Origin of the sequence: Streptomyces sp. NPDC059247, from assembly GCF_042754005.1 — a bacterium.
Taxonomy (GTDB): Bacteria; Actinomycetota; Actinomycetes; order Streptomycetales; family Streptomycetaceae; genus Streptomyces.
In genome coordinates, this window is record NZ_JBHYZW010000002.1 from 439,422 (window position 1) to 465,831 (window position 26,410).

Consider the following 26,410-nt stretch of genomic DNA (forward strand, 5'->3'; position numbering starts at 1 on the left):
GGAGCAAGACATGCGCGAGCACATCGGGCGGACGCTCATAGCGGCGGGCGCCGTGGCCGTGGCCCTGGCGGTGAGCGGTTGTTCCGCCTCCCAGGACGAGGCCCCCGAGGTCGCGGGGGCCTCCGGGCCGGGCGGTGGCAAGCCGCAGGACGACACCGCGGTCAAACAGTCCTGGGTGAGCTGTATGCACGCCCAGGGACAGACCCAGGTCCTGATCGACAAGGAGGGGAACATCGCCGTCCCCGCGTCCGGCACCGGCTCCGCCCCCGTCGGAGGCTATGACGCGGCGGCCAGGACCTGCGACGAGAAGAATCCCGGCATCCACCAGGTGCAGGAGAAGAACAACAAGAAGTTCGTCGACATGGCCCGCGCCTTCGTCGCATGTGGCAGGAAGAACGGCTACCCGGACATGCCCGACCCCGATCCGAAGGACGGCATCCTCGTCTTCACGGGGCAGTCGTTCGACGGGGCCAAGTGGGACGCCGTCCAGCCCGCCTGCGGCAAGCTGCCCATGCCCGGCTACCGGATCGGCCCGTGACCATGTCCCGTACCGAGAAGACGCCCGCCGAGGCGCCCGCCGATCCGTCACCCGCCCCGCAGGGCAGGCCTCGCAAGCGACGGAGGACGGTCCTGCCGATCGTGCTGACCGCGGCGATCACCGGTGCGGCGGTCCTGGGCGTGACCCGCCCGTGGGAGCGCCCGGGACCCGCCGACGGGAGGCCGCCGGTCGAGCACGGCACCGTCGCCGTACAGAAGGGGTCGCTGTCCAGCGGCATCCAGATCGCCGGGACGCTCGGATACGACGAACCCACGTCCGTCGTCGCGGCCGGCCGCGGCACCGTCACCGCGCTCCCCGCCGTGGGCGCCGTCATCAGGCCCGGCGGGAAGCTGTACGAGGCCGACGGCCGCGCCGTCGTCCTGATGCGGGGCAGCCGCCCCCTGTGGCGCGACCTCGGACCGGGCGTCGACGACGGCCCCGACGTAGAGCAGCTCAAGCGGAATCTCGTCGACCTCGGGTACGCACGCGGGCTCGGTCTCGCCGTCGACGGGAAGTTCACCAGGGGCACCGGGACCGCCGTCAAGCGGTGGCAGAAGTCCCTCGGGGCGAAGCAGACCGGAACGGTGACGCTCGGCAGCGTGGTCATGCTGCCGCAGACGGGCGTGCGGGTGCAGCAGCTCGGTGTGCAGCTCGGCGCGCCGCTGGGGGCGACCGCCGTCATGACCGTGAGCGGCACCGGCCTCGTCGTCACCGTGCGCCCCGCCGACAACCAGCTGTCCCGGTTCAGGCCCGACGGCAGGGTCGAGGTCAGGCTGTCCGACGGCAGTACGGTCACCGGACGCGTCCGTTCCCTCGTCCGGGGCGGCTCCGGTGGCCCCGGCGGAGGGGAGGGCGACAACGGCGGAGGGGGCGGCGGTGACCAGCAGAAGACCACCGTCACGGTCAGGCTGGACGACCAGCGGCGGGCACGCGGGACCGGGCCGTCCTCCGCGACGGTCACCGTCGTGGGCGACAGCGTCAGCGACGCCCTGATCGTGCCCGTCACCGCACTGCTCGCGCTGGACGGGGGCGGCTACGGCGTCAGGGTCGTCGACGGCGCGGGCACCCGTCTGGTCAGGGTACGGCTGGGGCTGACCGCCGACGCCCAGGCCCAGATCTCCGGGGACGTCAAGCCCGGCACCCGGGTGGTGATCCCCAAGTGACGTCCGTACTGGAACTGACCGCCGTCACCAAGGAGTACCCGGGTTCCCCGCCCCTGCGCGTCCTGCACGGCATCGACCTGACCGTCGAGGCCGGTGAACTCCTCGCCGTGGTCGGCCCGTCCGGCTCCGGCAAGTCGACGCTGCTCGCCCTCCTCGGCTCACTGGACCGGCCGAGCACCGGGCGGCTGCGCTTCGAAGGGCGCGATCTGTCGGGGCTGCCGGACGCCGAACTCGCCTCGGTCCGCGCCCACCGGATCGGCTTCGTCTTCCAGCAGTTCTTCCTGCTGCCGGGACTCACGACGGTGGAGAACGTCGCGACCGGCCTCCTCTACAGCGGTGCCCCGGCGGCGAGGCGGCACGCCGCGGCCGTCGAGGCGCTCCACCAGGTCGGCCTCGGACACCGGCTGGAGCATCGCCCCGACCAGCTCTCCGGCGGCGAGAAGCAGCGCGTCGCCATCGCCCGCGCCCTCGTCGGCCGCCCCGCGCTGCTCCTCGCCGACGAACCCACCGGCGCGCTGGACAGCGTCTCCGGCATGGCCGTCGTCGACCTGCTGAGCGCCCTCAACGACGACGGCACCACCGTCGTCGTCATCACCCACGACCGCGATCTGGCCGCCTCCTTCCCCCGCCGCATCGGCATCCGGGACGGCCGGATCGACTTCGACGAACGCATCCCCCACCCGGCGGGAGCCGACCGGTGACCGCCCGCACCCGCCGCACCCGGCTGCGCCCGATGGACCTGCTGCGCCTGGGCATGGTCGGTCCGCGCACGCGGAAGACACGTTCCGCCCTTTCCGCCCTGGGCATCTCGCTCGGCATCGCGGCCGTCGTCGCCGTAACCGGGATCTCGGCGTCGAACCAGGCGCATCTGCTGGCCCGGCTGGACCGGCTCGGCTCGAACCTGATCACCGTCGCCGCCGGGAAGGACGCCGCACAGCGGCTCGTACCACTGCCCTCCACGGCGGAGAAGATGCTCGGCGACATCGCCCCCGTGCAACGGGTCACCGCGGTCGGGGCCACCGAGGCGGAGGTCTACCGCAACGATCTGGTGCCCGAGCAGCAGACCGGCAGCATCACCGTGCTGGCGGCCCGGCCGAACCTGCTCGACGTGCTGCACGGCTCCCTGCGGAGCGGGAAGTGGCTGGACCGGGCGAGCGAACGGCTCCCCGTCACGGTGCTCGGGGACCAGGCCGCCCAGCGCCTCGGGGTCACCGCGCCCGGCGAACGGGTCTGGCTGGGCGGCCAGTCGTACGCCGTCGCGGGCATCCTCGCGCCGAACGAACTGGCCCCCGAACTGGACACCGCCGCACTCGTCGGCTGGCCCCAGGCCACGGCCCACCTGGGCGCCGACGGCTCCGCGGCCACGGTCTACCTGCGGACCCATCCGGAGCGGGTCCCCGACGTGCAGAGGGTCGCGGCGGCCACGGCGGACCCGGGGAGCCCGAGCACCGTCGCCGTCAGCCGCCCCTCGGACCTGCTGCTCGCACGCGACGAGGCCGAGGGCGCTCTGACCGGGCTGGTGCTCTCCCTGGCCGGGGTCGCCCTGCTCGTCGGCGGTGTCGGCATCGCCAACACCATGGTCGTGGGCGTGATGGAACGCCGTGGCGAGATCGGACTGAGGCGCGCGCTGGGCGCCAGGGGAGGACAGATCGCCGCCCAGTTCCTGCTGGAGGCCGTCCTCATGGGCTTCATAGGCGGCCTGGCCGGCCTGATCCTGGGCAGCCTCACCGTCTACGGCTACGCCCTGGCCCAGGGCTGGCCGGCCACGATTCCGTACGACACGGTCGGCGGCGGCCCGGTGGTCTCCGTACTGGTCGCGGCCGTGGCGGGGATCTACCCGGCCATGCGCGCGGCGAAGGCATCCCCCACGGACGCCCTACGGTCGGCCTGACACCGGACAGGGCAGAGGACGGCCGACAGGCGCGGACCGCAACACGGGATGCCCCCGACCGGCCGACGGCCGACCACGACCGACGGCCCGGACACGGCCGATGAGGCCCGCCACGGACTCCACACGCGATCACGACCCCCAGCCGACGAAGGCCCCGCTCCCCGACCGGGGCCTTCGTCCCCGAACGGACGAGGGGAACCGAACCGGGACGGTCGTACGGACGACGAAACGATGCGGGCTCGTCGGCTCGCGGCGCAGCACCACGCGCGCCGCGCGGACGTCGACGGGCCCGCGCCTGGCCAGGAGGTCCCCATGACGGCGCGGGCCCGTGGCGATGTAGGCGAACGCGTCCCGGTAGACCGGTAGAGGTGGCGTACCGCGGAGTCCCGGGCGTTCTGGTCGACGGGCATGTGGTGTCGGCCTTTCCAGGAGCGCCAGGCGGTGTCGTCGAGGGGGCGGAACGGCTGGACGACCGCAGGGTGCTGAACGGGATCGTGGGGAAGTTCCGGACCGGGACGTCCTGGGGGGATGTGCCGGACCGTTACGGGCCGTGGGCCACGCCGCACACGTGTTTTCGCAGGTGGGCGGCGGACGGGATGTTCGACCGGATGCTGCGGGCCGCGCAGGCGAAGGCGGACGCGGCGGGAGACGTCGAGTGGCTGGTGTCGGTCGATTCCACGGTCGTCCGGGCGCACCAGCATGTGGCCGGTGCCGGAAAAGAGGGCTCCGTGGCCCGGGGCGGTACGACCAGCAAGAACCATCGAGTCCTACGAGGCCGCCGTCACCCTCGCGTCACTCCTGATGCGGGCGGGACATTTGACGACAGAACCTAACGGGCCCGGCCATCCACGGCCCTCGGCTCAGCCTCCGGGGGCCAGCCGGACGGGGGCCACGATGACGGACGGGGCTGCCGACGATGTGCCCCGTCGTGTCGAACTGTCGAACAACGACTGCGACACCGGCTGCTGCGGGGGAGTGTTCGCCACCAACCAGCGGCACGGCGATCTCGTCGAGTGGGCGGACTGGCCGAACACCCACGACAACCATGTCCCTGCACCGCCCGACATCCACTTCGATGCCACGCGGTACGACGCCGAACTGGCCGGATCCGTGACGGACCACGGCTGGGAGGAACCCGTAAATACCGCCGCCCGCCTGCCCGCACAGCGGACAGCCGGCTCCGACTGGTACGAGCGATGGGACTGCGAACCGTTCGACCACGGCATCCACGTCCAGGACCGGGGCAGCTCACCGAAGAACTTGTCCCCGGTCAAGTCCGTAGAAGTCTCCCCCGCGAGCCCTCTCCGCCCCGGGGCAACCGCACGGGTCCGATGGCGTGGGTCACTCCACGGATCCCGTCGGCGCCCATGGTGATGAAGGCCAGCTCGCCACCGTCATACGGTGCGCCGAGCATGACGGCTTCGCGAAGCTTCCCCTCGACGACCGGGAGTTCCTCGATGACATGGACGACATGGACGACATCGATCTCCGTGCAGGGCTCCTCGCGCTCATCCGCGTCCAGGAGCACCGGTATGCCGGTACAGGAGAACAGAGGTGTACTCCCGTCGGTGTCATCGGCTGCGTAGACCCAGGTCCAGGCATGGTGGTCCAGCCGTGCCAGCACGCGCAGGGCGGGCACGGATCCACGCCGCAGCGCTGCGCCACGCCGACGCGCCAGAAGCCCCGTCGTCAGCAGCGAGAGCCCGGGAAGTCCAACGACCAGGGCCAGCAACTGCCAGCCGAATGCGTCGTACGGCTCGGCGGCCAGGCGCCGCCATCTCTCGTCCTCCAACACCGTCACGGTGTCCCCGAGTCCGTAGTCCTCGGGGAGGAAGGCATCAACGGTGATGCGACGCCCGTCATGGGTGCGGATACGCAGCGACATGTCTGTATGGCCGGTCACTTCGGCCTCGGTACGCGTAGCCCGGGCGGCCTGCTGTTCGTCCACGTCCACAGCGCGCAGGCCCAGGACGATGGCGCCAACGGCCACGACGCACAGCACCAGCCCGGCGGCGATCGGGACAATCCCTCGTCTCAGCGGACCGACCAGCCGCAGTTGCCGGTGCTCCGCGCCGACGGCCTGGTCGACGAGCCGCCTCTGCCGCTGTCGGGCGGCCAGCCGGGTCCACACCCGCTGCCCAGCCGAAACCGAGGGCCACGATGACCGCCAGATTCGCTGCGCGGGATGCCCAGGAGCCGGAGGGAAACTCCTCCGACGCCACGATGACCGCCAGAACCGGTGCGGCGACAAGGGTGAGCTCCGGAAGCCGGGCATACCAGCACATCAAGCCGATGGCCAGACCCGTCTGCACCATGCCGATCCAGTCCGGACCGCACGGTGTCACGTCGCTGCACACCGGCACCGGTTCCGTGGCGATCGCGGCGATCACTGCCACCAACAGCACCAGGACGGAACGCGACGGCCTTGTCCACGTGGTCGGCCGGGCGCCCGCCCAAGCCGCCGCGTCGGCGGACAGCCAAGCGGGAACGCCTTCGAAGACGCAGCCTGACGGTATCGGCACGGCAGTCTGGGGCACCCGAGGATTATGCGGCAGCCCGTGCCGAGGATCCGCGGTCGGGGCAAGTACGACATCGATATGCCCTGGCAGGGATGGGGACGCTGCCGAGCCAGGCGGGGTTGGGACGAAGCAGGCGACGCCGAATACCAGGCAGCGAAGGACGCCCCATTCGGCCGGACGGCTGCGGACTGGACCTGGGAGCGCGAGGTGGCAGCGGCAATCTACGTCCGCGTCCAGGCGCTCCGCTCCAAGCCATCTGGCACGGGTCCGGCATGTGAGCTGTTCGCGGGGTGAGGGGCGGCCAGGTCTAGCTCGATCGCGGCAACCCGCAGGTTACGTGAGAGTCCCAGATCCACTTCGCCGCCGGATTCGCCACTACTTACTCGCTTCCCATTCTTCCCGCGTCATCTCGGGCGGATCAATGCTCCAAGCAGCCCCTTTCGCCTCCCGCCTTGCGAAATGTCCGAGAGGAATTTTGGGCACGCTCTTCAGGGTTCGTCGACCTTGCGCAGATTACTTCGATGGACCACGGAGACGTCTTAGGAAGGGACGTCCGTGGGAGAATAGCAAACCCAGTCGCCGTCATAATCCATCATGATCGCAATAATGCTCTCCCTGCCCTCGAGTGCCGTGCGAGGGGTAAAATCGATCTTCCTGCCGAACCTGAATATCATCCCGGATCTCTCCTCGTTTCTAGCCCCGAGTCATGCTAGTAGTGGGCTCGGGGCGCCCCTCTGCGGAGGGGCGCACCCGAATATTCCTACCTCCGGCCTCTAAGTCATGTCTTTATCTTGTCGGACCAGCTCCTGTTGCAGCCTCGGAGAGTCATTCCGTTGCAGACGGGGCAGTTTGTGCCGCCTTGGGTCATCGGGCGTCGGTGATCCGCCTGGTACTCGTTGCGCGCGGGGGCATCACTCCTGACATGGACTTCCTGGAGGATTTGAGCGGGACGCCACAGTATTCACACCTTGCGATGCCGTACTTCATGGCGTTCGCCTTGAGGATGATTCGCTCACTCCTCTTCGTGAACTTCTTTCCCACTCCGTAGTGGCGTCCGTGTCCACGCGAGGAAGCGCTGTGCGTAACGGCGTCGTGTGTGCCGACCTTCACTGTGAAGGTATGTACATTGCCGACGTTGAGATTGAATACGAGCTGGTCAGGAAGCTCGCCCAGGTTGCGTACATCGGCAACCTGGAACGTCCCCTCGACAGTCGAGGTCGGTATGTCTCCGGCCTTGACGTCGGATGCCTTGGTCCATCCCTTGTCGACGACCCAGAAGGGGTGTCCGGCAGTGGCTTTCACCGCAGGAGTCAGAGGATCGAGGTCTGCATCGATCTCGACCGTCTGTTTGGTGTCGAATCCACTGATGAGTTCGAGCACTGGCTGAGACGTTGTTACGTCGGTCTCCGGGGCGGTGGCGGCCACGTAGTCGCCGACCTGGATTGTTCCGATCGGTAGATAGCTACCGTCAGCCATGAGGACAAGGGTTTCCGGGATGAAAGAGTTCCTCGTCCTGCACCCTGTTCTACGAAACACCCGCTTGGCGGGCGAGTAGTAACGCTTGACCCGGCTTGCCTTGCGGAGTCCACGGGCTGCTGTGAAGCCCCTGACTGCGAGGCGGCCGACGGAGCCGAAGACGATGCCGACGCTCATCTCCGCAGCCTTGCGCCAGTTGCCGGTGGCGGCGTAGGAGATGGCTCCGACGGCGGAGGCGATGTTGCCGATGGGGCCGGGATGTACGAGGCGATCTCCGCGATGCGGGCGACACGCTTGAACATCTTCTTGAAGCTGAAGCCCCAGTTGCCGTCGATGTCGGTGCAGTTGACGGGTCGCCCGCACAGTAGTCGTACGGGTTGGCGTTGCCTCCGGACCGTGGAAGGGCTCGACGGCACCGATCTCAAGCCCGAGGAGATCGCCCCCGTCCTGCGGGAAGCCATCAGTGGTGGCACTCTGAGGCCCCGATCGTGGCGTAGCCCCGCAAATCTGCCGGGACAACGGCGAAGGCCCCGCTCCCCGACCGGGGCCTTCGCCCACGAGCTGATGACGGGAATCGAACCCGCGCCATAAGCTTGGGAATCACCGTCGCCCAGTCGGATATCCCGCCTCTGACCTGCGGGAACAATCCCTGGCGGCACTCGTCCCGCAGGCTCGTGGATATCCGTATCGGCCGCTGTTGTCCGCTCTGAAGGGCACGGGCGGGGCACGAGTGGGGCGGTTGCCCGCGACCCGCGAAGGGCCCGCCGGGCGGCCGTAACCCCGTCTGGAACGAGGGAGGACGCCCAGCCATCGAGTTCGGATCAGACGTCGGACAGTGTCGTCGCCACCGACTGGAACCAGGCGCCGTAGGAGAACGGCTCCGGCGGTCCGACCTCCATGCCGAGTTCGGCGGCGGCCAGGGCGTAGTCGCCCTCGTCCAGGGGGAGGGCGAGCAGTTCGTGGAGTTCGCCCACGAGGCGGGCGACGAGTTGGGGGTGGGTGGTGGCGGCGTGGTCGGCGACGGCGGCGTGGTGGTCGGGGAACTCGTCGACGATGTCCTGCGAGAACCAGCCGCCGAGCAGCTGAGCGGTCTCGGGGAAGCGCGCGTGCCACTCCCAGTGCGTCTGTGGGGACGCCGGCTCCGGGACGTCGCCCTCCTCGATGCTCGTCTTCAGGTGGTCGGCCAACACCGTCAGCCAGCCGCCGATCTCCGACTGGGGCATCCCGGTGTCCGGGATCGCGTAGAACTCGCCCAACTCCCGCCGGATGCGGCCTGGGGGATTACGGCTGTACTCGCGCAGCTGGCGCTCCGCCTCGGCGATGGCCGAGGGGCGGGTGTGCCAGGTGTGACGGAGGTACGCGTCGAGGGCGCGGCTGCGGCGCTCCGGGGTGTCGTCGGCCGGTTGTCCCAGGTATGCGCGCATCACCTGGTCCAGCTCGCCGTACCGGCGGTCGTGTTCGAGGGGCTTCATGGGCATGTGCGTGCGGCCCCTACAGGTAGAACGGGATGGTCGTGTGGACGACGAAGCCGTGCGGACTCGACGCCTCGCGGCGCAGCACCACGCGTGCCGCGCGGACGTCGACGGGCCCGTGGCCGGCCAAGAGGTCGCCTTCGAGGTGGACCCGTCCCACGGGTTTCTCGTGGGAGGGCCAGGCGGCCTCGATGGTGAGGCGGGCCCGGGTGTTCTGGGCGAGCCAGCGGTGGATGACCTGTTCGTTGGCGTTCACCACCTGCTGGGTGGCCCAGTGGGTGGTCTCCCGGTCGGAATAGGAAGCGGAACGGGTCAGCACGGGGGCATCCTCTCAAAGCGCCTGGTCAGGGCTGCGTTTGTACGTCTCAGTAGTCGGAGAAGTTCCAGAACATGCCGACCTCGGTGCCTGAGACGACGATCAGGCCGCAGTCCTCCGAGTAGACGCTGAGCGGGCTGCACCCCCAGTTCGGGGTCGTGAAGTCGAGTGTGCCGGGCGCGGCGCCGGGCCGGTCAACGTTGGTGTGGTAGGTGGCCGTGTCTCCGTATCGCGCGAGGACTGTGCAGGCCATGACCCGCAGTTCTTCCTCGCTCTCCGTGAAGCGCCGCAGGTTGGACAGCGTGCAGCCGTCGTCCGTGAGGGCCAGGAGCAGGTTCTCGGCACTGCCCCGGTCGATCTCACGGAGGCGTGTCCTGATGTAGTCCGGGGAGTGGGAGACGAAGGGGTACGTGGGGGACGCCGCGCGCTCCGGGGCCTGCGCCGCGTCGTCGAGGCCGGTCCAGCCCCGCGGGTCCCCGACCCGCGCCATCAGCGCGGGGACGTCGAGGATCCAGTCCTCGTGACGACGTGGGCCGGTGGCGTCGTACGGGTACGCGTCCTCGTACAGGTGACGTACCGCGGCTTCCCAGGACGCCTGGTCGACGGGCATGCGGTAGGGGCCTTTCTTGGTGGAGCGCTAGGACTTGGAGGGCATCGACGTCATGACGGTGAACGGCGGGGTGCGGCTGCTGTCGTACCGGATCCGCGTGTCGATGCCCGTGACGTCGTACGCCTTGGCGTTGATGCCGCCCTGCTTGTATCCGGACAGCGGGTCGTTCGGGTCCACCGGCTGCTTGCTTACGCTGCGGCCGCTGGGTTCGCCGTTGGGTGCCGTCGAGTAGAACGACTTGACATCGCCGTCGGACGCCGGCGGCGGGCCCTTGATCCACGCCTCGATATCGGCTTTGTTCTTGTCGAGGTTGTACTCGGTCAGGTCCTCCGCCCGCTGATAGTTCGGAAAGGCCGAAGAGCCGCTGGGCATCGGCTTGCCGTGCGGCCACGCCTGCGTCGGGCCGTTCGACTGCTGGTCGCGCAGGCGCTGCGCGAGCTGCTCGTCGGTCTTGCCGACGTGCTTGTCCAGGGTATGGCCGTCCCCCATGTACTCGTTGGCGGCGAGGTTCAGGTCGTAGTTGCCGTTCGAGTCGACCTTCAACCAGACCTGAGAGTCCTTGAACTCCTCCAGGGCTCGCGTGCCGAAGCCGTGGGCGCGGGCGACGCCGGCCTCGAATTTTGGGGCGCTCAGGTACGCCTCGTCCAGAGGCCCCTTCAGCGCCTCCGTGCGGGTGGTAAGAGTTGTCAGGATGCCGGTGTAGGTGCCGACGATCCGATTCAGTTTGGCCGTGTCGATGTTCAGGACGGTCTTGATGTCGAACGACAGGATCAGGCCTGCACCCTTGCCGATCAGAGATGTGACGTTGCCGAGCAGATCCTTGGGATTCTTGGGCTTGGCCAGGTCTTCGATGACCTCCTTGGCAGCCTGCAGCATGGCGCGGTGGAGTTCGTCCTCGACGTCGCGGTTGAGGTCGACGGCGGCTTCCGCGTATTCGCGCAGGATCGTGGCGATGTCGTCCGCCGTGTCCTTGAGCACGGCCAGGACAGGCTCGCTGCCGGTGGGGAGGCGAGGAGTGCCAGGGCCCGAGTTGGCGGTCTGTGCCCACTGGTAGCCGTGCCGCTGCCGTCCCCATGCCGTCCCTCCCCACAGGGCGCTGCAGAACGTCCGCATGGCGGCTTCCCAGTCGGCCTGCTGGTGGTTGGTGATGGTGCCGACGGCCTGGGTGAGCTGGTCCGCCCCCAGTGACGCCGTGATGGAGACGTTCATCCAGCTGTGGCACAGGGAGTTGAGGTAGTGCTGCTGCGGGAAGGGATGGACGTCCGCCACCCGTCCGACTCGGAACACGTGCTTGCACAGCGGCTGGAGGACGTCCCGGACGATCTCGGGGATGAGCTCCATCGCGCCGCGCAGGATGTCGTCGCCGCCGTCGTCGTCACCCCACTTGATGTCCGGTATCCCACCGAACTTCGGAGCCTGGTCGATGACGGCGGGGCGGGGGCGCTGCTCGGCCGTCGTTCCCTGCTTGGGATGGGCCGCCGCGTCCGCCTGGGTGTAGGCGTTGGCCGTCTCCGTGAACCCGACGGCGACGCCGCCGACGCTGAGCACGGACTTGCCCCAGACCTCCAGCCAGCGGTCGCCGGTCTTCTTGTACGCCTGGGCGAACTTCTGGGCCTCACTGCCCGCGCCTCCGGCGTCGGGGTACTCGCGCAGCTCCTCCAGGAGCTTGTTGGCACCGCGCACGAGGAAGTCCTGCTGCGCGGCGACCCGTCCGGAGACCGACCAGAGGTCGCTCGGCTTGACGTCGATGGCACCGCTGCCGCCCGGGGGCTGGGCGGGGGTGGACGGGCCGGCCATCAGGCGCCGCCTCCCCAGCCTTCGAGTACGGACCTGTTGGCCGCGGCGTAGTTGAGGTGTCCTTTGACCACGACCTCGTGGAGCCAGGCCTGGGCCGCCTTGAGGTCGTCCGCTGAGCGACTCCACTTGTCCAGCTCATCGATGAAGGCCTCCCGGGCCTCGCCGTCCCAGCTCAGGACGACCTTCGCGGCCCGACCGTACAGGGTGTCCAGCTTCTCGTTGAGGGTGCGGAGGATGTCCTCCAGGTCCCCCGAGAGGCGCTGGAGGGTGGCGAAGTCGACGGTGATCCGTTCTTCGTCCGTCATGGTGCTGATCCCCCCCCGTGGTTTCAGACGTCGAGAATGCGGCTCTGCGGCCGGCTGCCATCCGGGCCGGTGTTCGGCGCGGGCGCCGGGTCGGGCACGGTGAGTGCGCGCGCGGCGGCGGCCACGTCCTCGCCGTCCTGCGTCCGCCGGATCCGGGCCAGGGTGTCGAACTCCCGCTCGGTGAAGCCGTCGCGCGAGGCACGCATGGCCGCTTCGAGGAGGACCATCACCTGGCGGATGCGCACGGAGTCCTCGGCGACACCACGGTGCAGCGAGCGGTACGCGGTGGCAGTGGGCCCCTGCCAGCCCGCGGCGACCCTGTCGACGACCTCGTCCATGCGGCGGGTCTGCCGCTCCAGATAGCGCTGCATCTCGCCGAGGTCGTTTGCCAGCCTGGTGAGCCCGTCCTCCGAGACGTCCAGATCGGCGTTGCGCATCCTGAGCCCCCGCTCGTCGCGTTGTCCGTACGCATTCCTGGCGCGGCTGCTCACCCTAGCGGGCGGGTCCTGGCGATCGGGGACGGGAGCCGTGAGGAGCCTGGACAACGACGAAGCCCCGGGTCTCTGACCCGGGGCTTCGTCATCAAGAGCGGATGACGGGAATCGAACCCGCGCTATAAGCTTGGGAAGCTCATGTTCTACCATTAAACTACATCCGCGTAGCGGACGGGTGATCCGTGCCGCATCGTTGCATACTGTACCCCATGCGCCACTTGAGTCGAAGCTCGTGGTTTTCCGGGTGCGGAGTGCCGTGCTGGAGGGTGTCCCGTTGATCCCCTAATGTGGCTTCTCGTCCACCACATGTGTAGGGGAAGGGACTTGATGGTTCCGATGGAGCGCACCGTCGTCCGTTGTGCCGAGGGGCACGTGTTCAGTACCGCCTCGTTCCCGCTTCAGCAGCTCGGGGCCGGGCGGATCGGGCCGGGGCGGCTCGTCCGGTGTCCGAGGTGTGCGCGGCTGCGGAATGCCGTGCCCGTGGAGGCCGGGCGGCGCTGACGGTGGCCGGGGCGCGGGCGAATGCCGATTGGGGCAGGTCCGCGCCCTCTGCGTATCGTGGGGACGTGCTTCTCTCAGACAAGGACATCCGGGCCGAGATCGATGCCGGACGGGTGCGCATCGACCCGTACGACGAATCCATGGTGCAGCCCTCGAGCATCGACGTGAGGCTTGACCGCTTCTTCCGGGTGTTCGAGAACCACCGGTACCCCCACATCGACCCCGCCGTCGAGCAGGTCGACCTCACCCGTGAGGTCGAGCCGGAGGGCGACGAGGCGTTCATCCTGCATCCCGGCGAGTTCGTGCTCGCCTCCACCTACGAGGTCATCGGCCTCCCCGACGACATCGCCTCCCGGCTGGAGGGGAAGAGCTCCCTCGGGCGGCTCGGGCTCGTCACCCACTCCACCGCCGGGTTCATCGACCCCGGCTTCTCCGGTCACGTGACCCTGGAGCTGTCGAACCTCGCCACCCTGCCGATCAAGCTCTGGCCGGGGATGAAGATCGGGCAGCTGTGCATGTTCCGGCTCAGCTCGCCCGCCGAGTTCCCGTACGGCAGCGAGCGGTACGGCTCCCGGTACCAGGGCCAGCGGGGGCCGACGGCCTCCCGTTCCTTCCTGAACTTCCATCGGACCCAGGTGTGAGGCGGTCGCAGACATGAGTGACGTACGCGAGAACCTGACGTACGAGGGATTCGGGCGGGCGGTCCGCGAGCTGGCGCAGGCCATCGCCGACGACGGCTACGAGCCGGACATCGTGCTCTCCATCGCCCGTGGCGGCGTCTTCGTCGCCGGTGGTCTGGCCTACGCCCTGGACTGCAAGAACATCCACCTGGTCAACGTGGAGTTCTACACCGGGGTGGGCACCACCCTGGAGATGCCGGTCATGCTGGCGCCGGTGCCGAACGCGATCGACTTCAGCGACAAGAAGGTGCTGATCGCCGACGACGTCGCCGACACCGGCAAGACCCTCAAGCTCGTCCACGACTTCTGTGTCGACCACGTCGCCGAGGTCCGCTCGGCCGTCGTCTACGAGAAGTCCCACTCCCTCGTGAAGTGCGAGTACGTGTGGAAGAAGACCGACGAGTGGATCAACTTCCCCTGGTCGGTCGAGCCGCCCGTCGTCCGGCGCGAGGGCCAGATCCTCGACGCCTGAGCCGCTGAGCGGTACGGAGAAGGCCCCCGCCGGGCGTCGGCGGGGGCCTTCTCCGTACCGTCCGTACCGCGTGCTCCCGCTCCTACAGCGTGCCCAGCTTGATCAGGCTCAGCAGGGCCACGAGCTGGATCGCCGACGCGCCCAGGGCCTTCGGCCACGGCAGGTCGTGCGAGCGGCCGACCATCAGGGTGAAGAGCGCGCCCGCCGCCAGCCAGGTCAGCCAGCCGATCACCTGGACCAGGCCGTTCTCGCCGCCCAGGAAGAGCGCGAAGACCAGGCGCGGGGCGTCCGTGATCGACATGATCAGCATGGAGAGGCCCACGGTCGGCTGCCAGGCGCCGTCGCCGCCGAGCTGACGGGCGAGCGTGTGCGTGACCGCGCCCAGGATGAGCCCGCCGAGGACGAAGCCCGTGGCGGTCATCAGGACGTACGGGACGGCCGTCGACAGGGTCGCGTTGATCGCCTCTTCGCGCGCCTTGTCGAAGCCGAAGATCGCGAGGAGCCCGTAGAGGAAGGTGACGATCAGCGCCGGTCCCCAGACGGCGTGGTCCCTCATCTGGAGGAAGGTGTCCGCCGGGCGCAGCACGATGCCGCTCAGGAGGCCCTTCCAGGGGAGCCGGGGGCCCGTGGGGACGGGGGCGGCGGGGGGCCCGTCCTGCCCGTAGGGGTCGTCGACGCTGAACATCTGGGTGTGACCCGGATTGTTCGCGGCGGCGGCGCCGGGGTGCTGCCGCTGCCCGTAGGGGTCCCCGAAGTACTCGGGCTCGTCGTACGGCTGCCCGCCGTGCCCGCCCTGGGACGGGCCGCCGTACGGGGGCTGTCCGCCCCGGCCGCCCCGCCCGTCCTGATCGCGGTACGGGGGCTGTCCGCCGTACGGCTGCTGCCCGTGCCCGCCCTGGGGTCGGCCCCCGTACGGCTGGCCGCCCCGCTGCTGACCGCCGTACGGCCGGCCGCCGTCCTGCGGGTGCCCGTCCTGCGGGTGCCCGCCCTGCTGTCCGTACGGGGCCTGGCCCCGGCCCTGGCCCTGTTCGGGCCACTGCTGCTGCGGGTACGGCGGCGGGGCCGCCTGGTGCCCGTAGGGGGCCTGCTGCGGTTGTTGTGGGTTGCGGTTGTCCCGGCCGCGTCCGTTCCTGAATCCAGCCACGTCAAGGAACGTACCCGCTCCCGGCGCCCCGGCGCGCCTCCGCGTCCGGCTTGCCACGGAGCTGTGACATCCCCTAGGGGATCGTCAGGGGCCTCCCGGGGCCCTTCCCCGGGGCCTCCCTAGGACCTCTCTAGGACCTCCCTGGGGTGTTCCGGCCGGTCCAGGGGATCCCGGCCCGGTCCGACCCCGACCCGACGCCGAAGGGCCGCCCCGCGCGATGTGCGCGGGGCGGCCCTTCCGTGTTTTCAGCTCGGACCGTCGGCTCAGACCGCCGGTTCGGGCTCCGGCTCCGGGTCCTCGGCGGGCTCCGGGTCGGCCGGGGTCCTGACCGATTCGAGGAGCAGCTGGGCGACGTCCACGACCTGGACGGACTCCTTGGCCTTGCCCTCGTTCTTCTTGCCGTTGACCGAGTCGGTCAGCATGACCAGGCAGAACGGGCAGGCGGTGGAGACGATGTCCGGGTTGAGGGACAGGGCCTCGTCGACGCGCTCGTTGTTGATGCGCTTGCCGATCCGCTCCTCCATCCACATCCGGGCGCCACCGGCACCGCAGCAGAAGCCGCGCTCCTTGTGGCGGTGCATCTCCTGCTGGCGCAGCCCGGGGACGGCGGACATGATCTCGCGCGGCGGCGTGTAGACCTTGTTGTGACGGCCCAGGTAGCAGGGGTCGTGGTAGGTGATGAGGCCCTCGACCGGGGTCACCGGGACCAGCCTGCCCTCGTCGATGAGGTGCTGGAGCAGCTGGGTGTGGTGGATGACCTCGTACTCGCCGCCGAGCTGCGGGTACTCGTTGGCGATGGTGTTGAAGCAGTGCGGGCAGGTCGAGACGATCTTCTTCGCCGACTTCGGCTTCTTCGTCTCCGGGTCCACGCTCCCGTCCTCGTCGAGGGACTCGCCGAACGCCATGTTCAGCATCGCGACGTTCTCCTGGCCGAGCTGCTGGAACAGCGGCTCGTTGCCCAGGCGGCGCGGGGAGTCACCGGTGCACTTCTCGTCGCCGCCCATGATCGCGAACTTGACGCCCGCGATGTGGAGGAGTTCGGCGAAGGCCCTGGTGGTCTTCTTGGCGCGGTCTTCGAGGGCGCCCGCGCAGCCGACCCAGTACAGGTAGTCGACCTCGGTGAGGTCCTCGATGTCCTTGCCGACGATCGGGACCTCGAAGTCGACCTCCTTGGTCCACTCGACGCGCTGCTTCTTCGCCAGGCCCCAGGGGTTGCCCTTCTTCTCCAGGTTCTTGAGCATCGTGCCCGCCTCGGACGGGAACGCGGACTCGATCATCACCTGGTAGCGGCGCATGTCGACGATGTGGTCGATGTGCTCGATGTCCACCGGGCACTGCTCGACGCAGGCGCCGCAGGTGGTGCAGGACCACAGGACGTCGGGGTCGATGACGCCGTTCTCCTCGGCGGTGCCGATGAGGGGGCGCTCGGCCTCCGCGAGGGCGGCGGCGGGAACGTCCTTCAGCTGCTCCGGGGTGGCCTTCTCGTTGCCCCCCATGTCCTTGCCGCCGCCCGCGAGCAGGTACGGCGCCTTGGCGTGCGCGTGGTCGCGCAGCGACATGACGAGGAGCTTGGGGGAGAGGGGCTTGCCGGTGTTCCAGGCGGGGCACTGCGACTGGCAGCGCCCGCACTCGGTGCAGGTGGAGAAGTCGAGGAGGCCCTTCCAGGAGAACTGCTCGACCTGGGAGACGCCGAAGACGGCGTCCTCGGCCGGGTCCTCCCAGTCGATCTCCTGGCCGCCGGTGGTCATCGGCAGGAGCCCGCCGAGCGCGGTGGCGCCGTCCGCGTTCCGCTTGAACCAGATGTTCGGGAAGCCGAGGAAGCGGTGCCAGGCGACGCCCATGTTGGTGTTCAGCGAGACCACGATCATCCAGATGAACGAGGTGCTGATCTTCACCATGGCGGTGAAGTAGATCAGGGTCTGCAGGGTGCCGACGCTCAGGCCCTCGAAGGCCATGACCAGGGGGTACGAGGCGAAGTAGGCCGCCTCGTAGCCGTCGACGTGGTGGATCGCGCCCTCCAGGCCGCGCAGCACGTAGATGGCGAGGCCGATGGTGAGGATCACGTACTCGACGAAGTACGCCTGGCCCGCCTTGGAACCGGCGAAGCGCGACTTGCGGCCGGCCCTGCCCGGGAGGCTCAGCAGGCGGATGACCATCAGCACGGCGATGCCGAGGATCGTCATCACGCCGATGAACTCGATGTACAGCTCGAACGGGAGGAAGCCGCCGATGACCGGCAGCGTCCAGTCCGCCCGGAAGAGCTGGCCGAACGCCTGGGCCAGGGTGGGCGGCAGGGTCAGGAAGCCCACGGCGACGAACCAGTGGGCGAAGCCGACGATGCCCCAGCGGTTCATGCGCGTGTGGCCGAGGAACTCCCGGACGAGCGTCACGCTCCGCTGGTAGGGATTGTCGGTCCGGCTGCCCGCGGGGACGGGCTGTCCCAGCTTGAAGTACCGGACGAACTGGCCGACGGCGCGAGCGAGCAGAGCGACGCCGACCGCGGTCAGGGTCAGCGACACGATGATCGCGGCGAGTTGCATGAAGGGCTCCTCGGGCGGGCCTACTAAGCAGTAACTTATGGAGTCCGTGCAGAGATTACCCGTTCGGGGCTCCGTGCTGTAGCGGCGTTCGCGGTGATCTGTGTCGCTCAGGCAAACCTTGCCGCGCGCCGCCTGCGGACAGCTGGAAGCGTACGCGCCAGGATGGTCAGGTCCGTTCCGAGCCAGTGGTGGTCCACGTAGTGCAGGTCGAGCAGCTCGCGCTCCTCCCACGGCAGCTCCGAGCGCCCGCTGATCTGCCAGGGGCCGGTGAGCCCGGGGCGTACGGAGAGCCGGCGGCGGCCCTCGCCCGCGCACTCGCGGTGCGCCGGGGCCAGCGGACACGGCCCGACCAGCGACATCCGGCCGCCGACGACGTGCAGCAGCAGGGGCAGCGCGCCCAGCGGGCTCCTGGTGCGGAAGGTCAGCATGGTGAAGGGCCGCCCGTCCAGACCCGCCACCGTGCGGCGGCGCAGGACGCGCCCCTCGGGGGCCGCCCCGCCGAGCGCGAGCGACAGGGCGACGATCGCGAGGACCGGTGACAGCACGACCAGGAGGGCGAGCCCGCCCAGGACGTCGAACACGCGCTTGGCCGTCATTTCCCGCACCCTTCCGAGCGTCCGGCGAGCCCCGTCATTTCCCGCACCCCTCCGAGCGTCGAGCGAGCCCCGTCGTCCCCCGTGCCCGGACGGGCGCCGGTCCCGCGCCCGTCCGGGCGGCGGGCGGGGCGCGTCGTCCACCGCCCCCTTGCGGGCGGCGGGCGGAATCCCCGGGACGCGAGATCATGGGTTATTCGTGGGATATTCGTGGTATATGGCAGCTTTGCCCGTCATGGGGCAACCGGACTCTCTCATGCGCCACCCCGCCGGGTCCCGGAGCGACGCGCGCCGCTCCGGCGGGTCGGAATGGTGTGTTCCGTGCCCGCCCGGGGCCGCTGTGAGCGGATGGGCGGGCGAAGAGTTGAGTCGCCTGCGCTCAGGTCTGTTGACTCTGATCCGGGTCTCATGCATCCTTGAGTCAGTTCCACTCAAGTCAGTCAGCTGGAGGAATCGAAATGGCACGTGCGGTCGGCATCGACCTGGGCACGACTAACTCCGTCGTCAGCGTTCTCGAAGGCGGCGAGCCCACCGTCATCACCAACGCCGAGGGCGCCAGGACCACGCCGTCCGTCGTCGCCTTCGCGAAGAACGGCGAAGTGCTCGTCGGCGAGGTGGCCAAGCGTCAGGCCGTCACCAACGTCGACAGGACCATCCGGTCGGTCAAGCGCCACATGGGCACCGACTGGAAGATCGAGATCGACGGCAAGAACTTCAACCCGCAGCAGATGAGCGCCTTCATCCTGCAGAAGCTCAAGCGTGACGCCGAGGCGTACCTGGGCGAGAAGGTCGTCGACGCGGTCATCACCGTCCCGGCGTACTTCAACGACTCCGAGCGTCAGGCGACCAAGGAGGCCGGTGAGATCGCGGGCCTCAACGTCCTGCGCATCGTCAACGAGCCGACCGCCGCCGCCCTGGCGTACGGCCTCGACAAGGACGACCAGACGATCCTCGTCTTCGACCTCGGTGGCGGCACCTTCGACGTGTCCCTCCTGGAGATCGGCGACGGCGTCGTCGAGGTGAAGGCCACCAACGGTGACAACCACCTCGGTGGTGACGACTGGGACCAGCGCGTCGTCGACTACCTGGTGACGCAGTTCCAGAACGGCCACGGCGTGGACCTGGCCAAGGACAAGATGGCTCTCCAGCGTCTCCGCGAGGCCGCGGAGAAGGCGAAGATCGAGCTGTCGTCCTCGACCGAGACCTCGATCAACCTGCCCTACATCACGGCCTCCGCCGAGGGCCCGCTGCACCTGGACGAGAAGCTCACGCGCGCCCAGTTCCAGCAGCTCACGTCCGACCTGCTGGACCGGTGCAAGGTGCCGTTCCGCAACGTCATCAAGGACGCGGGCATCAACCTCTCCGAGATCGACCACGTCGTCCTCGTCGGCGGTTCGACCCGGATGCCGGCCGTCGCCGAGCTCGTCAGGGAACTGACCGGCGGCCAGGACGCCAACAAGGGCGTCAACCCGGACGAGGTCGTCGCCATCGGCGCCGCGCTCCAGGCCGGTGTCCTCAAGGGTGAGGTCAAGGACGTCCTGCTCCTCGACGTGACCCCGCTGTCCCTCGGCATCGAGACCAAGGGCGGCATCATGACCAAGCTCATCGAGCGCAACACCACGATCCCGACCAAGCGGTCCGAGATCTTCACGACGGCCGAGGACAACCAGCCGTCCGTGCAGATCCAGGTCTACCAGGGCGAGCGCGAGATCGCGGCGTACAACAAGAAGCTCGGCATGTTCGAGCTGACCGGCCTCCCGCCGGCCCCGCGCGGCGTCCCGCAGATCGAGGTCGCCTTCGACATCGACGCCAACGGCATCATGCACGTGACCGCGAAGGACCTGGGCACGGGCAAGGAGCAGAAGATGACCGTCACCGGCGGCTCCTCGCTGCCGAAGGACGAGGTCGACCGGATGCGCCAGGAGGCCGAGCAGTACGCGGACGAGGACCACCGTCGCCGCGAGGCCGCCGAGTCCCGCAACCAGGGCGAGCAGCTCGTCTACCAGACGGAGAAGTTCCTCAAGGACAACGAGGACAAGGTCCCCGGCGACGTCAAGACCGAGGTCGAGGCGTCCCTCGTCGAGCTGAAGGAGAAGCTCAAGGGCGAGGACAGCGCGGAGATCCGCACCGCCACCGAGAAGGTCGCGGCCGTCTCCCAGAAGCTCGGCCAGGCGCTGTACGCCGACGCCCAGGCCGCGCAGGCCGCGGGCGGCGACGCCGGTCAGGCCAAGGCCGACGACGACGTCGTCGACGCCGAGATCGTGGACGAGGACAAGCCGAAGGGCGGCGCTGCCTGATGTCGGAGGAGACCCCGGGCTTCGAGGAGAAGCCCGAAGTCCCCGCCGACGGCACGCCCGAGGAGACCGAGGCCGCCGCTCCCGCCGACAAGGCGGACGGGGCGGCCCCGGCCGGGGACGCTACGGACGTAGCCCTGCTGGCGCAGCTGGACCAGACCCGTACCGCGCTCGACGAGCGCACCGCGGACCTCCAGCGGCTCCAGGCCGAATACCAGAACTACCGCCGCCGCGTGGAGCGGGACCGGATCACGGTCAAGGAGATCGCCGTCGCGAACCTCCTGTCCGAGCTCCTTCCCGTGCTCGACGACGTCGGCCGGGCCCGGGACCACGGCGAGCTCGTGGGCGGGTTCAAGTCGGTCGCCGAATCGATGGAGACCGTCGTCGCCAAGATGGGTCTGCAGCAGTTCGGCAAGGAGGGCGAGCCCTTCGACCCGACGATCCACGAGGCCCTGATGCACTCGTACGCGCCGGACGTCACGGAGACGACGTGCGTGGCGATCCTGCAGCCGGGGTACCGGATCGGCGAGCGGACCATCCGGCCCGCCCGCGTGGCCGTCGCCGAGCCCCAGCCGGGCGCGGCACCGGCCAAGGACGACGCGAAGCCGTCCGCCGACGAGGAGAGCGGTGCCCCCGACGAGGGGTGACGCACCGCTCTCCACCACGGTGGTCACCGGAACCCCGGTGACCACCGGAGCAGGGACGAACACCGGAGCAGTCCGGAAGGAGGGACGTCGATGAGCACGAAGGACTTCGTCGAGAAGGACTACTACAAGGTCCTCGGCGTCCCCAAGGACGCCACCGAGGCCGAGATCAAGAAGGCGTACCGGAAGCTCGCCCGCGAGAACCACCCGGACGCCAACAAGGGCGACGCCAGGGCCGAGGAGCGCTTCAAGGAGATCTCCGAGGCGAACGACGTCATCGGCGACCCCAAGAAGCGCAAGGAGTACGACGAGGCCCGCGCCCTCTTCGGGAACGGCGGCCTGCGGGCCGGTGGCCCCGGGGGCGGCGGCTCGTTCAACTTCGACCTGGGCGACCTCTTCGGGGGCGCCCAGGGCGGGGCCGGTGGCTTCGGCGGCGGCGGTGGCGGGATCGGGGACGTCTTCGGCGGACTGTTCAACCGGGGCGGCGGAGCGGGTCCCCGCACCCAGCCCCGGCGGGGCCAGGACATCGAGTCCGAGGTGACGCTCAGCTTCACCGAGGCCATCGAGGGCGCCACCGTGCCGCTGCGGATGTCCAGCCAGCAGCCGTGCACCGCGTGCTCCGGCACCGGCGACAAGAACGGCACCCCCCGGGTCTGCCCGACCTGTGTCGGCACCGGGCAGGTCTCGCGCGGCAGCGGCGGCGGTTTCTCGCTGACCGACCCGTGCGTGGACTGCAAGGGCCGCGGTCTGATCGCGGAGAACCCCTGCGAGGTCTGCAAGGGCAGCGGGCGCGCCAAGTCCTCGCGGACCATGCAGGTCCGCATCCCGGCGGGCGTGAGCGACAACCAGAAGATCCGGTTGCGGGGCAAGGGAGCGCCGGGCGAGCGCGGCGGGCAGAACGGCGACCTGTACGTCGTCGTGCACGTCGACGCCCACCCGGTCTTCGGCCGCAAGGACGACAACCTCACCGTGACCGTGCCGGTCTCCTTCGCGGAGGCGGCGCTCGGCGGCGAGGTCAAGGTGCCGACGCTCGGCGGACCCCCGGTCACCCTCAAGCTGCCCGCGGGCACCCCGAACGGCCGGACCATGCGCGCCCGTGGCAAGGGCGCGGTCCGCAAGGACGGCACCCGGGGCGACCTCCTCGTGACGGTCGAGGTCGCGGTGCCGAGGGAACTGGACGACAAGGCACGTGAGGCCCTGGAGACCTACCGCGAGGCGACCGCCTCGGAGGACCCCCGGGCAGAGCTGTTCCAGGCCGCGAAGGGAGCGTGACCCGGTGGACGGACGCCGACGCAATCCGTACGAACTGACCGACGAGTCGCCGGTGTACGTCATCTCGGTGGCGGCCCAGCTCTCGGGTCTGCATCCGCAGACCCTGCGGCAGTACGACCGGCTCGGTCTGGTCTCCCCGGACCGTACGGCCGGCCGGGGCAGGCGCTACTCGGCCCGTGACATCGAGCTGCTCCGTCAGGTGCAGCAGCTGTCGCAGGACGAGGGCATCAACCTGGCCGGGATCAAGCGGATCATCGAACTGGAGCACCAGGTCGCGGCGTTGCAGAGCCGGATCGCGGAGCTGTCGGCGGCCGTCGACGGGGCCGCGGCGGCGATGCGGCAGCGCGAGGCCCAGGTGCACGCCTCGTACCGGCGCGACCTGGTGCCGTACCAGGACGTGCAGCAGACGAGCGCGCTGGTGGTCTGGCGTCCCAAGCGGAGCGAGTAGGACCGGGGGCGCGAGCCCCTTTCCGGATGCCGCGAGGCCCCTTCCCCACCCGGGGAGGGGCCTCGCGGCGTCTCCGGGCCCGGCGGGGCGGGGCGGGACCCCCACGTTGGCCCCTCCGGCGGCTCTGCGACGGCCCGACAAAGGCCCTGCGGCGACCCTGCGACGGCCCCTACGGGAGGAGGAGTTCGGCCGCGATGCCGCCGACCGTCTCCCACCACGGGGCCGCCCCCGTGCCGAACGCGACGGCCAGCGCGGTGCCGACGGCGCGGTCGCGGGGGGTGGGGGCGCCCTCCCAGCGGTCGATGACCAGGCCGCCGCCGGAGCGGATCAGGGTGCCCAGCCGCCGTCCGTCCCTGAGCAGCCGACTGGTGTCGCGCCCGCAGGGCACCAGCCGGTAGTGGACGCCGTCGGTGCGCGCGTCCACCCGGTAGGAGTGCCGGAGCAGCCGCCCGCGCGCGGGCCTGATCCCGGCCGGTTCCCCGTCGACGGTGAGCGTGAGCAGCGCGGGCCTGCGGGCGCCGATGGGGGTGTGGGCGTCGGGGCGGGTCCCGGGGGCCCGTACGAGCTCCACGGTGGGCAGCCCGTACCCGGAGACCCTCAGGGTCCCGGCGGGCCCGTCGAGGTCGATCTGTACGTACACGGTGGTCGGTGGTTCCGTTCGGCGCGGAGTGCGGAGTGCGGAGTGCGGGGTGAGGGGTACGGGCGGGGCCGGGCGGCCGGGGTTGGCGGGGTGCGCGGCCCCGGGGGACGGGCCGGTCCGTCAGGCGTCCTGGTCGAGGATGCCGGACTGGGCGATGAGGTAGCCGAGCTGGGCCCGGCTGCCGCTGCCGAGGGTGGCGGCGAGCTTGGCGATGTGGGCGCGGCAGGTGCGCACGTTCATGCCGAGGCGACGGGCGATGGCCTCGTCGACATGGCCCTCGACGAGGAGTTTGGCGATGGAGCGCTGGACCCCGCCGATGCCGTCCACGGAGGGGCTGTAGGGGATCACTTCCTCCCAGGGGACGCCGTGCAGCCAGAACTGGTCGAAGACGCCGACGAGGTACTGGACGAGGCCCTCGTGGCGCAGTTCGAGGGCGACCTGTCGGTCGCTGCGCGCGGGCACGAAGGCGACCTTGCGGTCGACGATGATCAGCCGGTCGACGATCTCTTCCAGGGTGCGCAGTTCGAGCCCGTAGGGGGCGACCCGCTCGACGTAGGCGAGGGTGGCCGGATGGTGGCGGGCCGTGTGCTGGTAGAGGGTCCGCATCCGGACACCCCGGTCGAGGAGGGGGGCGAGTCTGCGGAGGGCGGCTTCGAGGGTCTCGGGGCGGCGACCGCTGCCGGGCTGGATGGTGAGGAGCTCGGTGGTGCACTCGTCGATGACGCGGTCCAGCGTGGCGTTGATGACGCTGAGGCCTTCGAGGACGGTGATGGCCTGGGTGCCTGAGGGGTCCTGGGTGTGGATGGCCATGAACGGCTCGAAAGCGTCGGCCAGGGCTATCGCGTGCTGCCGCCGGACCTGTATCTCCCGTTCGATGGGGTGGACCAACTGGTTGAGGGCGATCGAGGGCGGCACCGGGTGCAGCCATTCGCCGTCGTCCGGGTCCGGGTGCAGGAGGGACAGTTCCTTCAGGCAGGGGGCCGCTTCGGCGTCGGCACGGGCTATCCGGCCGGTGCGCAGGGCGCTCGCGTAGAGCTCCTTGCCCAGGTCGCATAGTTCACCGTGACTGTGCTTATGGCCGGACTCGTTGCCTTCTCGCCTCATTTGCACCCCCCTCAGGGTCATGAATTACAGGAACATGATGCCCGGGTTGGCTGGTGAAAAGGGTCGTGAGTGAGCCATCGTCTTAGTCGCGGGGGGGAGGTAGTGATCAAAAGAGGTGGAGATCGGCCATGACCAGGATGGTTCGTGCACTTAGCGCCATAGCCGTTGCGGCGGCTGCTCTCGGCGCACTCGCCGTCGGCGAGCCCTCGTGGGAGAGCACCCCGGCGCATCACGTGGCGGGGCCGGACGAGCCCTCGTGGGAGAGCACCCCGGCACACGAGGTGTGGGCAGGGCCGGACGAGCCTTCGTGGGAGTCCGCCCCCCGGGAGCACGTCGTCGCCGGTGTTCCCGAGCCGTCCTGGGAGTTCGCGCCGAAGGCCCCCAAGGGTGCGGGCGCGTGAGCCTCCCGCAGGACGACCCCAGGTTCCGCCGGGAGATGGCCACGGCCTACCGGTCCGGTTGGCACTTCGTCGACCTCGCCACGGCCATCCCCCACCGTGGTGACGCGCTGAAGGTCACCCTGTTCGGAGAACCCGTCGTCGTGGCGCGGGGGCAGGACGAGGACGTCCGCGCCTACCGCTGTCTGCGCCGCCCCCGGGGCGCCCCACAGCCCATCCGCTGTGCCATCCGGTACGGCATGATCTTCGTCAACCTCGACCAGCGGGACCACCAGCTGATCGAACCCGAGACCATCACCGCCACCCCCCGCAGTGCCTGAGCGATTCCCCCGTCGTTGTAGATCGCTCAGGCACTTCCCCCACACAGCGGCGCCATCGCGGACCTGAAACGCGATGGCGCCGCTGTGCTGCGCCCGTACGGCTCCGGAGCCCGCACGGAGCGGCCTCCCGTACGGCTCCCGCCCCTGCGCGGGGCCGCCGGACAATCCCGTACAGCTCCCGCCCCTGCAGGCCGCCGGGCCTCCCGTACGGCTCCGGCGCCGGTGCCGTATCGAAGGGCCCCGTGGCCCCCGGTGTCAGGCGCGGCCCATCGCCCGGGTGAGGGCGATCTCGACGACGACCCGGTCCGGGTTGGGCGTCGGCACGCGCCCGTACCGCTCCGTGTAGCGGGCGACCGCGTCCGCGACCACCGCCGGGTCCGTCCGGAGGTGCGCGACGCCCTCCAGGGTGGCCCAGCGCGCCCGGTCCACCTGGCAGACCGCGACCCGTGCGCCGTCCGGGCCCGCCGCCAGGACGTTCGCCGCCTTCCGGCTCTTCCTGTTGGTGATGATCCGCGCGTACCCGTTCTCCGGGTCGTACGTGGCACCGACCGCCACGACGTGCGGGGTGCCGTCCGGGCGGGGGGTCGTCAGGGTGCAGATGTGGTTCTCGCGCCAGAAGCTGAGGTACGAGGCGGAGGGGTTCCTCGGGTCTGTGGACATGTCCGGAAAATACCGGGTGCGGAGCCCCCCTCTCCGCCTTGAGCGGACTTCACTCAACTTTGTGTACTCTGGAAGAGTCATCAAGGGAGGACCGCCGCACACCCAGGAGGAGCACCGCA

27 protein-coding genes and 1 tRNA gene are annotated in these 26,410 nt (G+C 69.9%); 13 read left to right on the plus strand and 15 right to left on the minus strand.

Translation table 11 applies throughout. From position 1 onward, the window contains the following. Window positions 1–10: 10 nt before the first annotated feature. The 5 genes from ACFXGN_RS05915 (at window position 11) to ACFXGN_RS05935 (ending at window position 4,425) form a co-directional block, all read left to right on the plus strand. Window positions 11–538 carry a hypothetical protein gene (locus ACFXGN_RS05915; RefSeq protein WP_384853974.1) on the plus strand — a complete coding sequence of 176 codons (528 nt, stop codon included), beginning with the start codon at window positions 11–13 and terminating at the stop codon, window positions 536–538. A 2-nt stretch (window positions 539–540) separates the two neighbouring features. Beyond that, the gene (locus ACFXGN_RS05920) at window positions 541–1,701 is read left to right on the plus strand and encodes a peptidoglycan-binding protein (protein WP_384854534.1); all 1,161 of its coding nucleotides are present in this window, start codon (window positions 541–543) and stop codon (window positions 1,699–1,701) included. Beyond that, on the plus strand, window positions 1,698–2,402 hold the full coding sequence (locus ACFXGN_RS05925; protein WP_384853977.1) for an ABC transporter ATP-binding protein: 705 nt from the start codon (window positions 1,698–1,700) through the stop codon (window positions 2,400–2,402). The genes ACFXGN_RS05920 and ACFXGN_RS05925 overlap by 4 nt, the downstream gene beginning before the upstream one ends. Continuing rightward, window positions 2,399–3,592: an ABC transporter permease gene (locus ACFXGN_RS05930; RefSeq protein ID WP_384853980.1), complete on the plus strand. Its 1,194-nt coding sequence runs from the start codon at window positions 2,399–2,401 to the stop codon at window positions 3,590–3,592. The genes ACFXGN_RS05925 and ACFXGN_RS05930 overlap by 4 nt, the downstream gene beginning before the upstream one ends. Window positions 3,593–4,005: 413 nt before the next feature. Continuing rightward, a complete protein-coding gene (locus ACFXGN_RS05935) occupies window positions 4,006–4,425 on the plus strand; it encodes a transposase (protein WP_384854537.1) in 420 nt (139 codons plus the stop codon). A 437-nt stretch (window positions 4,426–4,862) separates the two neighbouring features. Here the strand turns inward: ACFXGN_RS05935 and ACFXGN_RS05940 are convergent, their stop codons facing one another. From ACFXGN_RS05940 to ACFXGN_RS05980, 9 genes are all read right to left on the minus strand, one after another. Next, window positions 4,863–5,723, minus strand: coding sequence for a hypothetical protein (locus ACFXGN_RS05940; RefSeq protein WP_384853983.1), 861 nt, complete (start codon window positions 5,721–5,723; stop codon window positions 4,863–4,865). 1,252 nt (window positions 5,724–6,975) lie between these two features. Beyond that, on the minus strand, window positions 6,976–7,764 hold the full coding sequence (locus tag ACFXGN_RS05945; RefSeq protein WP_384853984.1) for a polymorphic toxin-type HINT domain-containing protein: 789 nt from the start codon (window positions 7,762–7,764) through the stop codon (window positions 6,976–6,978). Between the two features lie 644 nt (window positions 7,765–8,408). Continuing rightward, the gene (locus tag ACFXGN_RS05950; protein WP_384853986.1) at window positions 8,409–9,065 is read right to left on the minus strand and encodes a contact-dependent growth inhibition system immunity protein; all 657 of its coding nucleotides are present in this window, start codon (window positions 9,063–9,065) and stop codon (window positions 8,409–8,411) included. A gap of 13 nt (window positions 9,066–9,078) precedes the next feature. Continuing rightward, window positions 9,079–9,378 carry an RNase A-like domain-containing protein gene (locus ACFXGN_RS05955; protein ID WP_384853988.1) on the minus strand — a complete coding sequence of 100 codons (300 nt, stop codon included), beginning with the start codon at window positions 9,376–9,378 and terminating at the stop codon, window positions 9,079–9,081. A 46-nt stretch (window positions 9,379–9,424) separates the two neighbouring features. Further along, complete coding sequence (locus tag ACFXGN_RS05960; RefSeq protein ID WP_384853990.1) at window positions 9,425–9,985, minus strand: hypothetical protein; 561 nt, start codon at window positions 9,983–9,985, stop codon at window positions 9,425–9,427. Between the two features lie 27 nt (window positions 9,986–10,012). Beyond that, a complete protein-coding gene (locus ACFXGN_RS05965; RefSeq protein WP_384853992.1) occupies window positions 10,013–11,782 on the minus strand; it encodes an RNase A-like domain-containing protein in 1,770 nt (589 codons plus the stop codon). Further along, the gene (locus tag ACFXGN_RS05970) at window positions 11,782–12,087 is read right to left on the minus strand and encodes a WXG100 family type VII secretion target (protein WP_384853995.1); all 306 of its coding nucleotides are present in this window, start codon (window positions 12,085–12,087) and stop codon (window positions 11,782–11,784) included. The genes ACFXGN_RS05965 and ACFXGN_RS05970 overlap by 1 nt, the downstream gene beginning before the upstream one ends. Before the next feature lie 23 nt (window positions 12,088–12,110). Beyond that, window positions 12,111–12,524, minus strand: coding sequence for a WXG100 family type VII secretion target (locus ACFXGN_RS05975; protein ID WP_384853997.1), 414 nt, complete (start codon window positions 12,522–12,524; stop codon window positions 12,111–12,113). Between the two features lie 150 nt (window positions 12,525–12,674). Next, window positions 12,675–12,745, minus strand: a tRNA-Gly gene (locus ACFXGN_RS05980). A 402-nt stretch (window positions 12,746–13,147) separates the two neighbouring features. Here ACFXGN_RS05980 and dcd point away from each other — a divergent pair. Together dcd and ACFXGN_RS05990 are read left to right on the plus strand one after the other, a co-directional pair. Further along, a complete protein-coding gene (gene dcd / locus ACFXGN_RS05985) occupies window positions 13,148–13,723 on the plus strand; it encodes a dCTP deaminase (RefSeq protein ID WP_384854000.1) in 576 nt (191 codons plus the stop codon). 13 nt (window positions 13,724–13,736) lie between these two features. Continuing rightward, window positions 13,737–14,234 (plus strand): phosphoribosyltransferase, encoded by a 498-nt coding sequence (locus ACFXGN_RS05990; RefSeq protein WP_366441932.1) that lies wholly within the window; start codon window positions 13,737–13,739, stop codon window positions 14,232–14,234. An 82-nt stretch (window positions 14,235–14,316) separates the two neighbouring features. Here ACFXGN_RS05990 and ACFXGN_RS05995 read toward each other — a convergent pair whose 3' ends face one another. The 3 genes from ACFXGN_RS05995 to ACFXGN_RS06005 all read right to left on the minus strand — a co-directional run bounded on the left by ACFXGN_RS05995 (window position 14,317) and on the right by ACFXGN_RS06005 (window position 18,514). Next, on the minus strand, window positions 14,317–15,378 hold the full coding sequence (locus tag ACFXGN_RS05995; RefSeq protein ID WP_384854003.1) for a Yip1 family protein: 1,062 nt from the start codon (window positions 15,376–15,378) through the stop codon (window positions 14,317–14,319). Window positions 15,379–15,641: 263 nt separating this feature from the next. Further along, complete coding sequence (locus ACFXGN_RS06000; protein WP_384854005.1) at window positions 15,642–17,918, minus strand: (Fe-S)-binding protein; 2,277 nt, start codon at window positions 17,916–17,918, stop codon at window positions 15,642–15,644. A 107-nt stretch (window positions 17,919–18,025) separates the two neighbouring features. Beyond that, window positions 18,026–18,514 carry a sugar transferase gene (locus ACFXGN_RS06005; protein ID WP_384854008.1) on the minus strand — a complete coding sequence of 163 codons (489 nt, stop codon included), beginning with the start codon at window positions 18,512–18,514 and terminating at the stop codon, window positions 18,026–18,028. Between the two features lie 455 nt (window positions 18,515–18,969). Here ACFXGN_RS06005 and dnaK point away from each other — a divergent pair, with 455 nt between their 5' ends. From dnaK to ACFXGN_RS06025, 4 genes are all read left to right on the plus strand, one after another. Beyond that, window positions 18,970–20,808 (plus strand): molecular chaperone DnaK, encoded by a 1,839-nt coding sequence (dnaK, locus tag ACFXGN_RS06010; protein WP_384854010.1) that lies wholly within the window; start codon window positions 18,970–18,972, stop codon window positions 20,806–20,808. Continuing rightward, entirely contained in the window at window positions 20,808–21,452 is a 645-nt protein-coding gene (gene grpE, locus ACFXGN_RS06015; RefSeq protein ID WP_384854011.1) for a nucleotide exchange factor GrpE, read from the plus strand. The genes dnaK and grpE overlap by 1 nt, the downstream gene beginning before the upstream one ends. 90 nt (window positions 21,453–21,542) lie before the next feature. Then, window positions 21,543–22,721, plus strand: coding sequence for a molecular chaperone DnaJ (gene dnaJ, locus ACFXGN_RS06020; RefSeq protein ID WP_384854014.1), 1,179 nt, complete (start codon window positions 21,543–21,545; stop codon window positions 22,719–22,721). Window positions 22,722–22,725: 4 nt separating this feature from the next. Next, the gene (locus tag ACFXGN_RS06025; RefSeq protein WP_384854017.1) at window positions 22,726–23,169 is read left to right on the plus strand and encodes a heat shock protein transcriptional repressor HspR; all 444 of its coding nucleotides are present in this window, start codon (window positions 22,726–22,728) and stop codon (window positions 23,167–23,169) included. Window positions 23,170–23,338: 169 nt separating this feature from the next. Here ACFXGN_RS06025 and ACFXGN_RS06030 read toward each other — a convergent pair whose 3' ends face one another. Both ACFXGN_RS06030 and ACFXGN_RS06035 read right to left on the minus strand, forming a co-directional pair. Continuing rightward, window positions 23,339–23,809: a hypothetical protein gene (locus tag ACFXGN_RS06030; RefSeq protein WP_384854021.1), complete on the minus strand. Its 471-nt coding sequence runs from the start codon at window positions 23,807–23,809 to the stop codon at window positions 23,339–23,341. Between the two features lie 120 nt (window positions 23,810–23,929). After that, window positions 23,930–24,913 (minus strand): helix-turn-helix transcriptional regulator, encoded by a 984-nt coding sequence (locus ACFXGN_RS06035; protein WP_384854023.1) that lies wholly within the window; start codon window positions 24,911–24,913, stop codon window positions 23,930–23,932. A gap of 128 nt (window positions 24,914–25,041) precedes the next feature. Between ACFXGN_RS06035 and ACFXGN_RS06040 the strand changes: the two genes are divergently transcribed. Together ACFXGN_RS06040 and ACFXGN_RS06045 are read left to right on the plus strand one after the other, a co-directional pair. Then, the gene (locus tag ACFXGN_RS06040) at window positions 25,042–25,314 is read left to right on the plus strand and encodes a hypothetical protein (protein WP_384854024.1); all 273 of its coding nucleotides are present in this window, start codon (window positions 25,042–25,044) and stop codon (window positions 25,312–25,314) included. Beyond that, window positions 25,311–25,631, plus strand: a complete 321-nt coding sequence (locus tag ACFXGN_RS06045; protein ID WP_384854026.1) for a (2Fe-2S)-binding protein — start codon at window positions 25,311–25,313, stop codon at window positions 25,629–25,631. The genes ACFXGN_RS06040 and ACFXGN_RS06045 overlap by 4 nt, the downstream gene beginning before the upstream one ends. A 255-nt stretch (window positions 25,632–25,886) precedes the next feature. On the opposite strand, the gene ACFXGN_RS06050 is transcribed toward ACFXGN_RS06045, so the two are convergent. Continuing rightward, a complete protein-coding gene (locus tag ACFXGN_RS06050) occupies window positions 25,887–26,291 on the minus strand; it encodes a pyridoxamine 5'-phosphate oxidase family protein (protein WP_384854029.1) in 405 nt (134 codons plus the stop codon). Window positions 26,292–26,410: the final 119 nt, after the last annotated feature.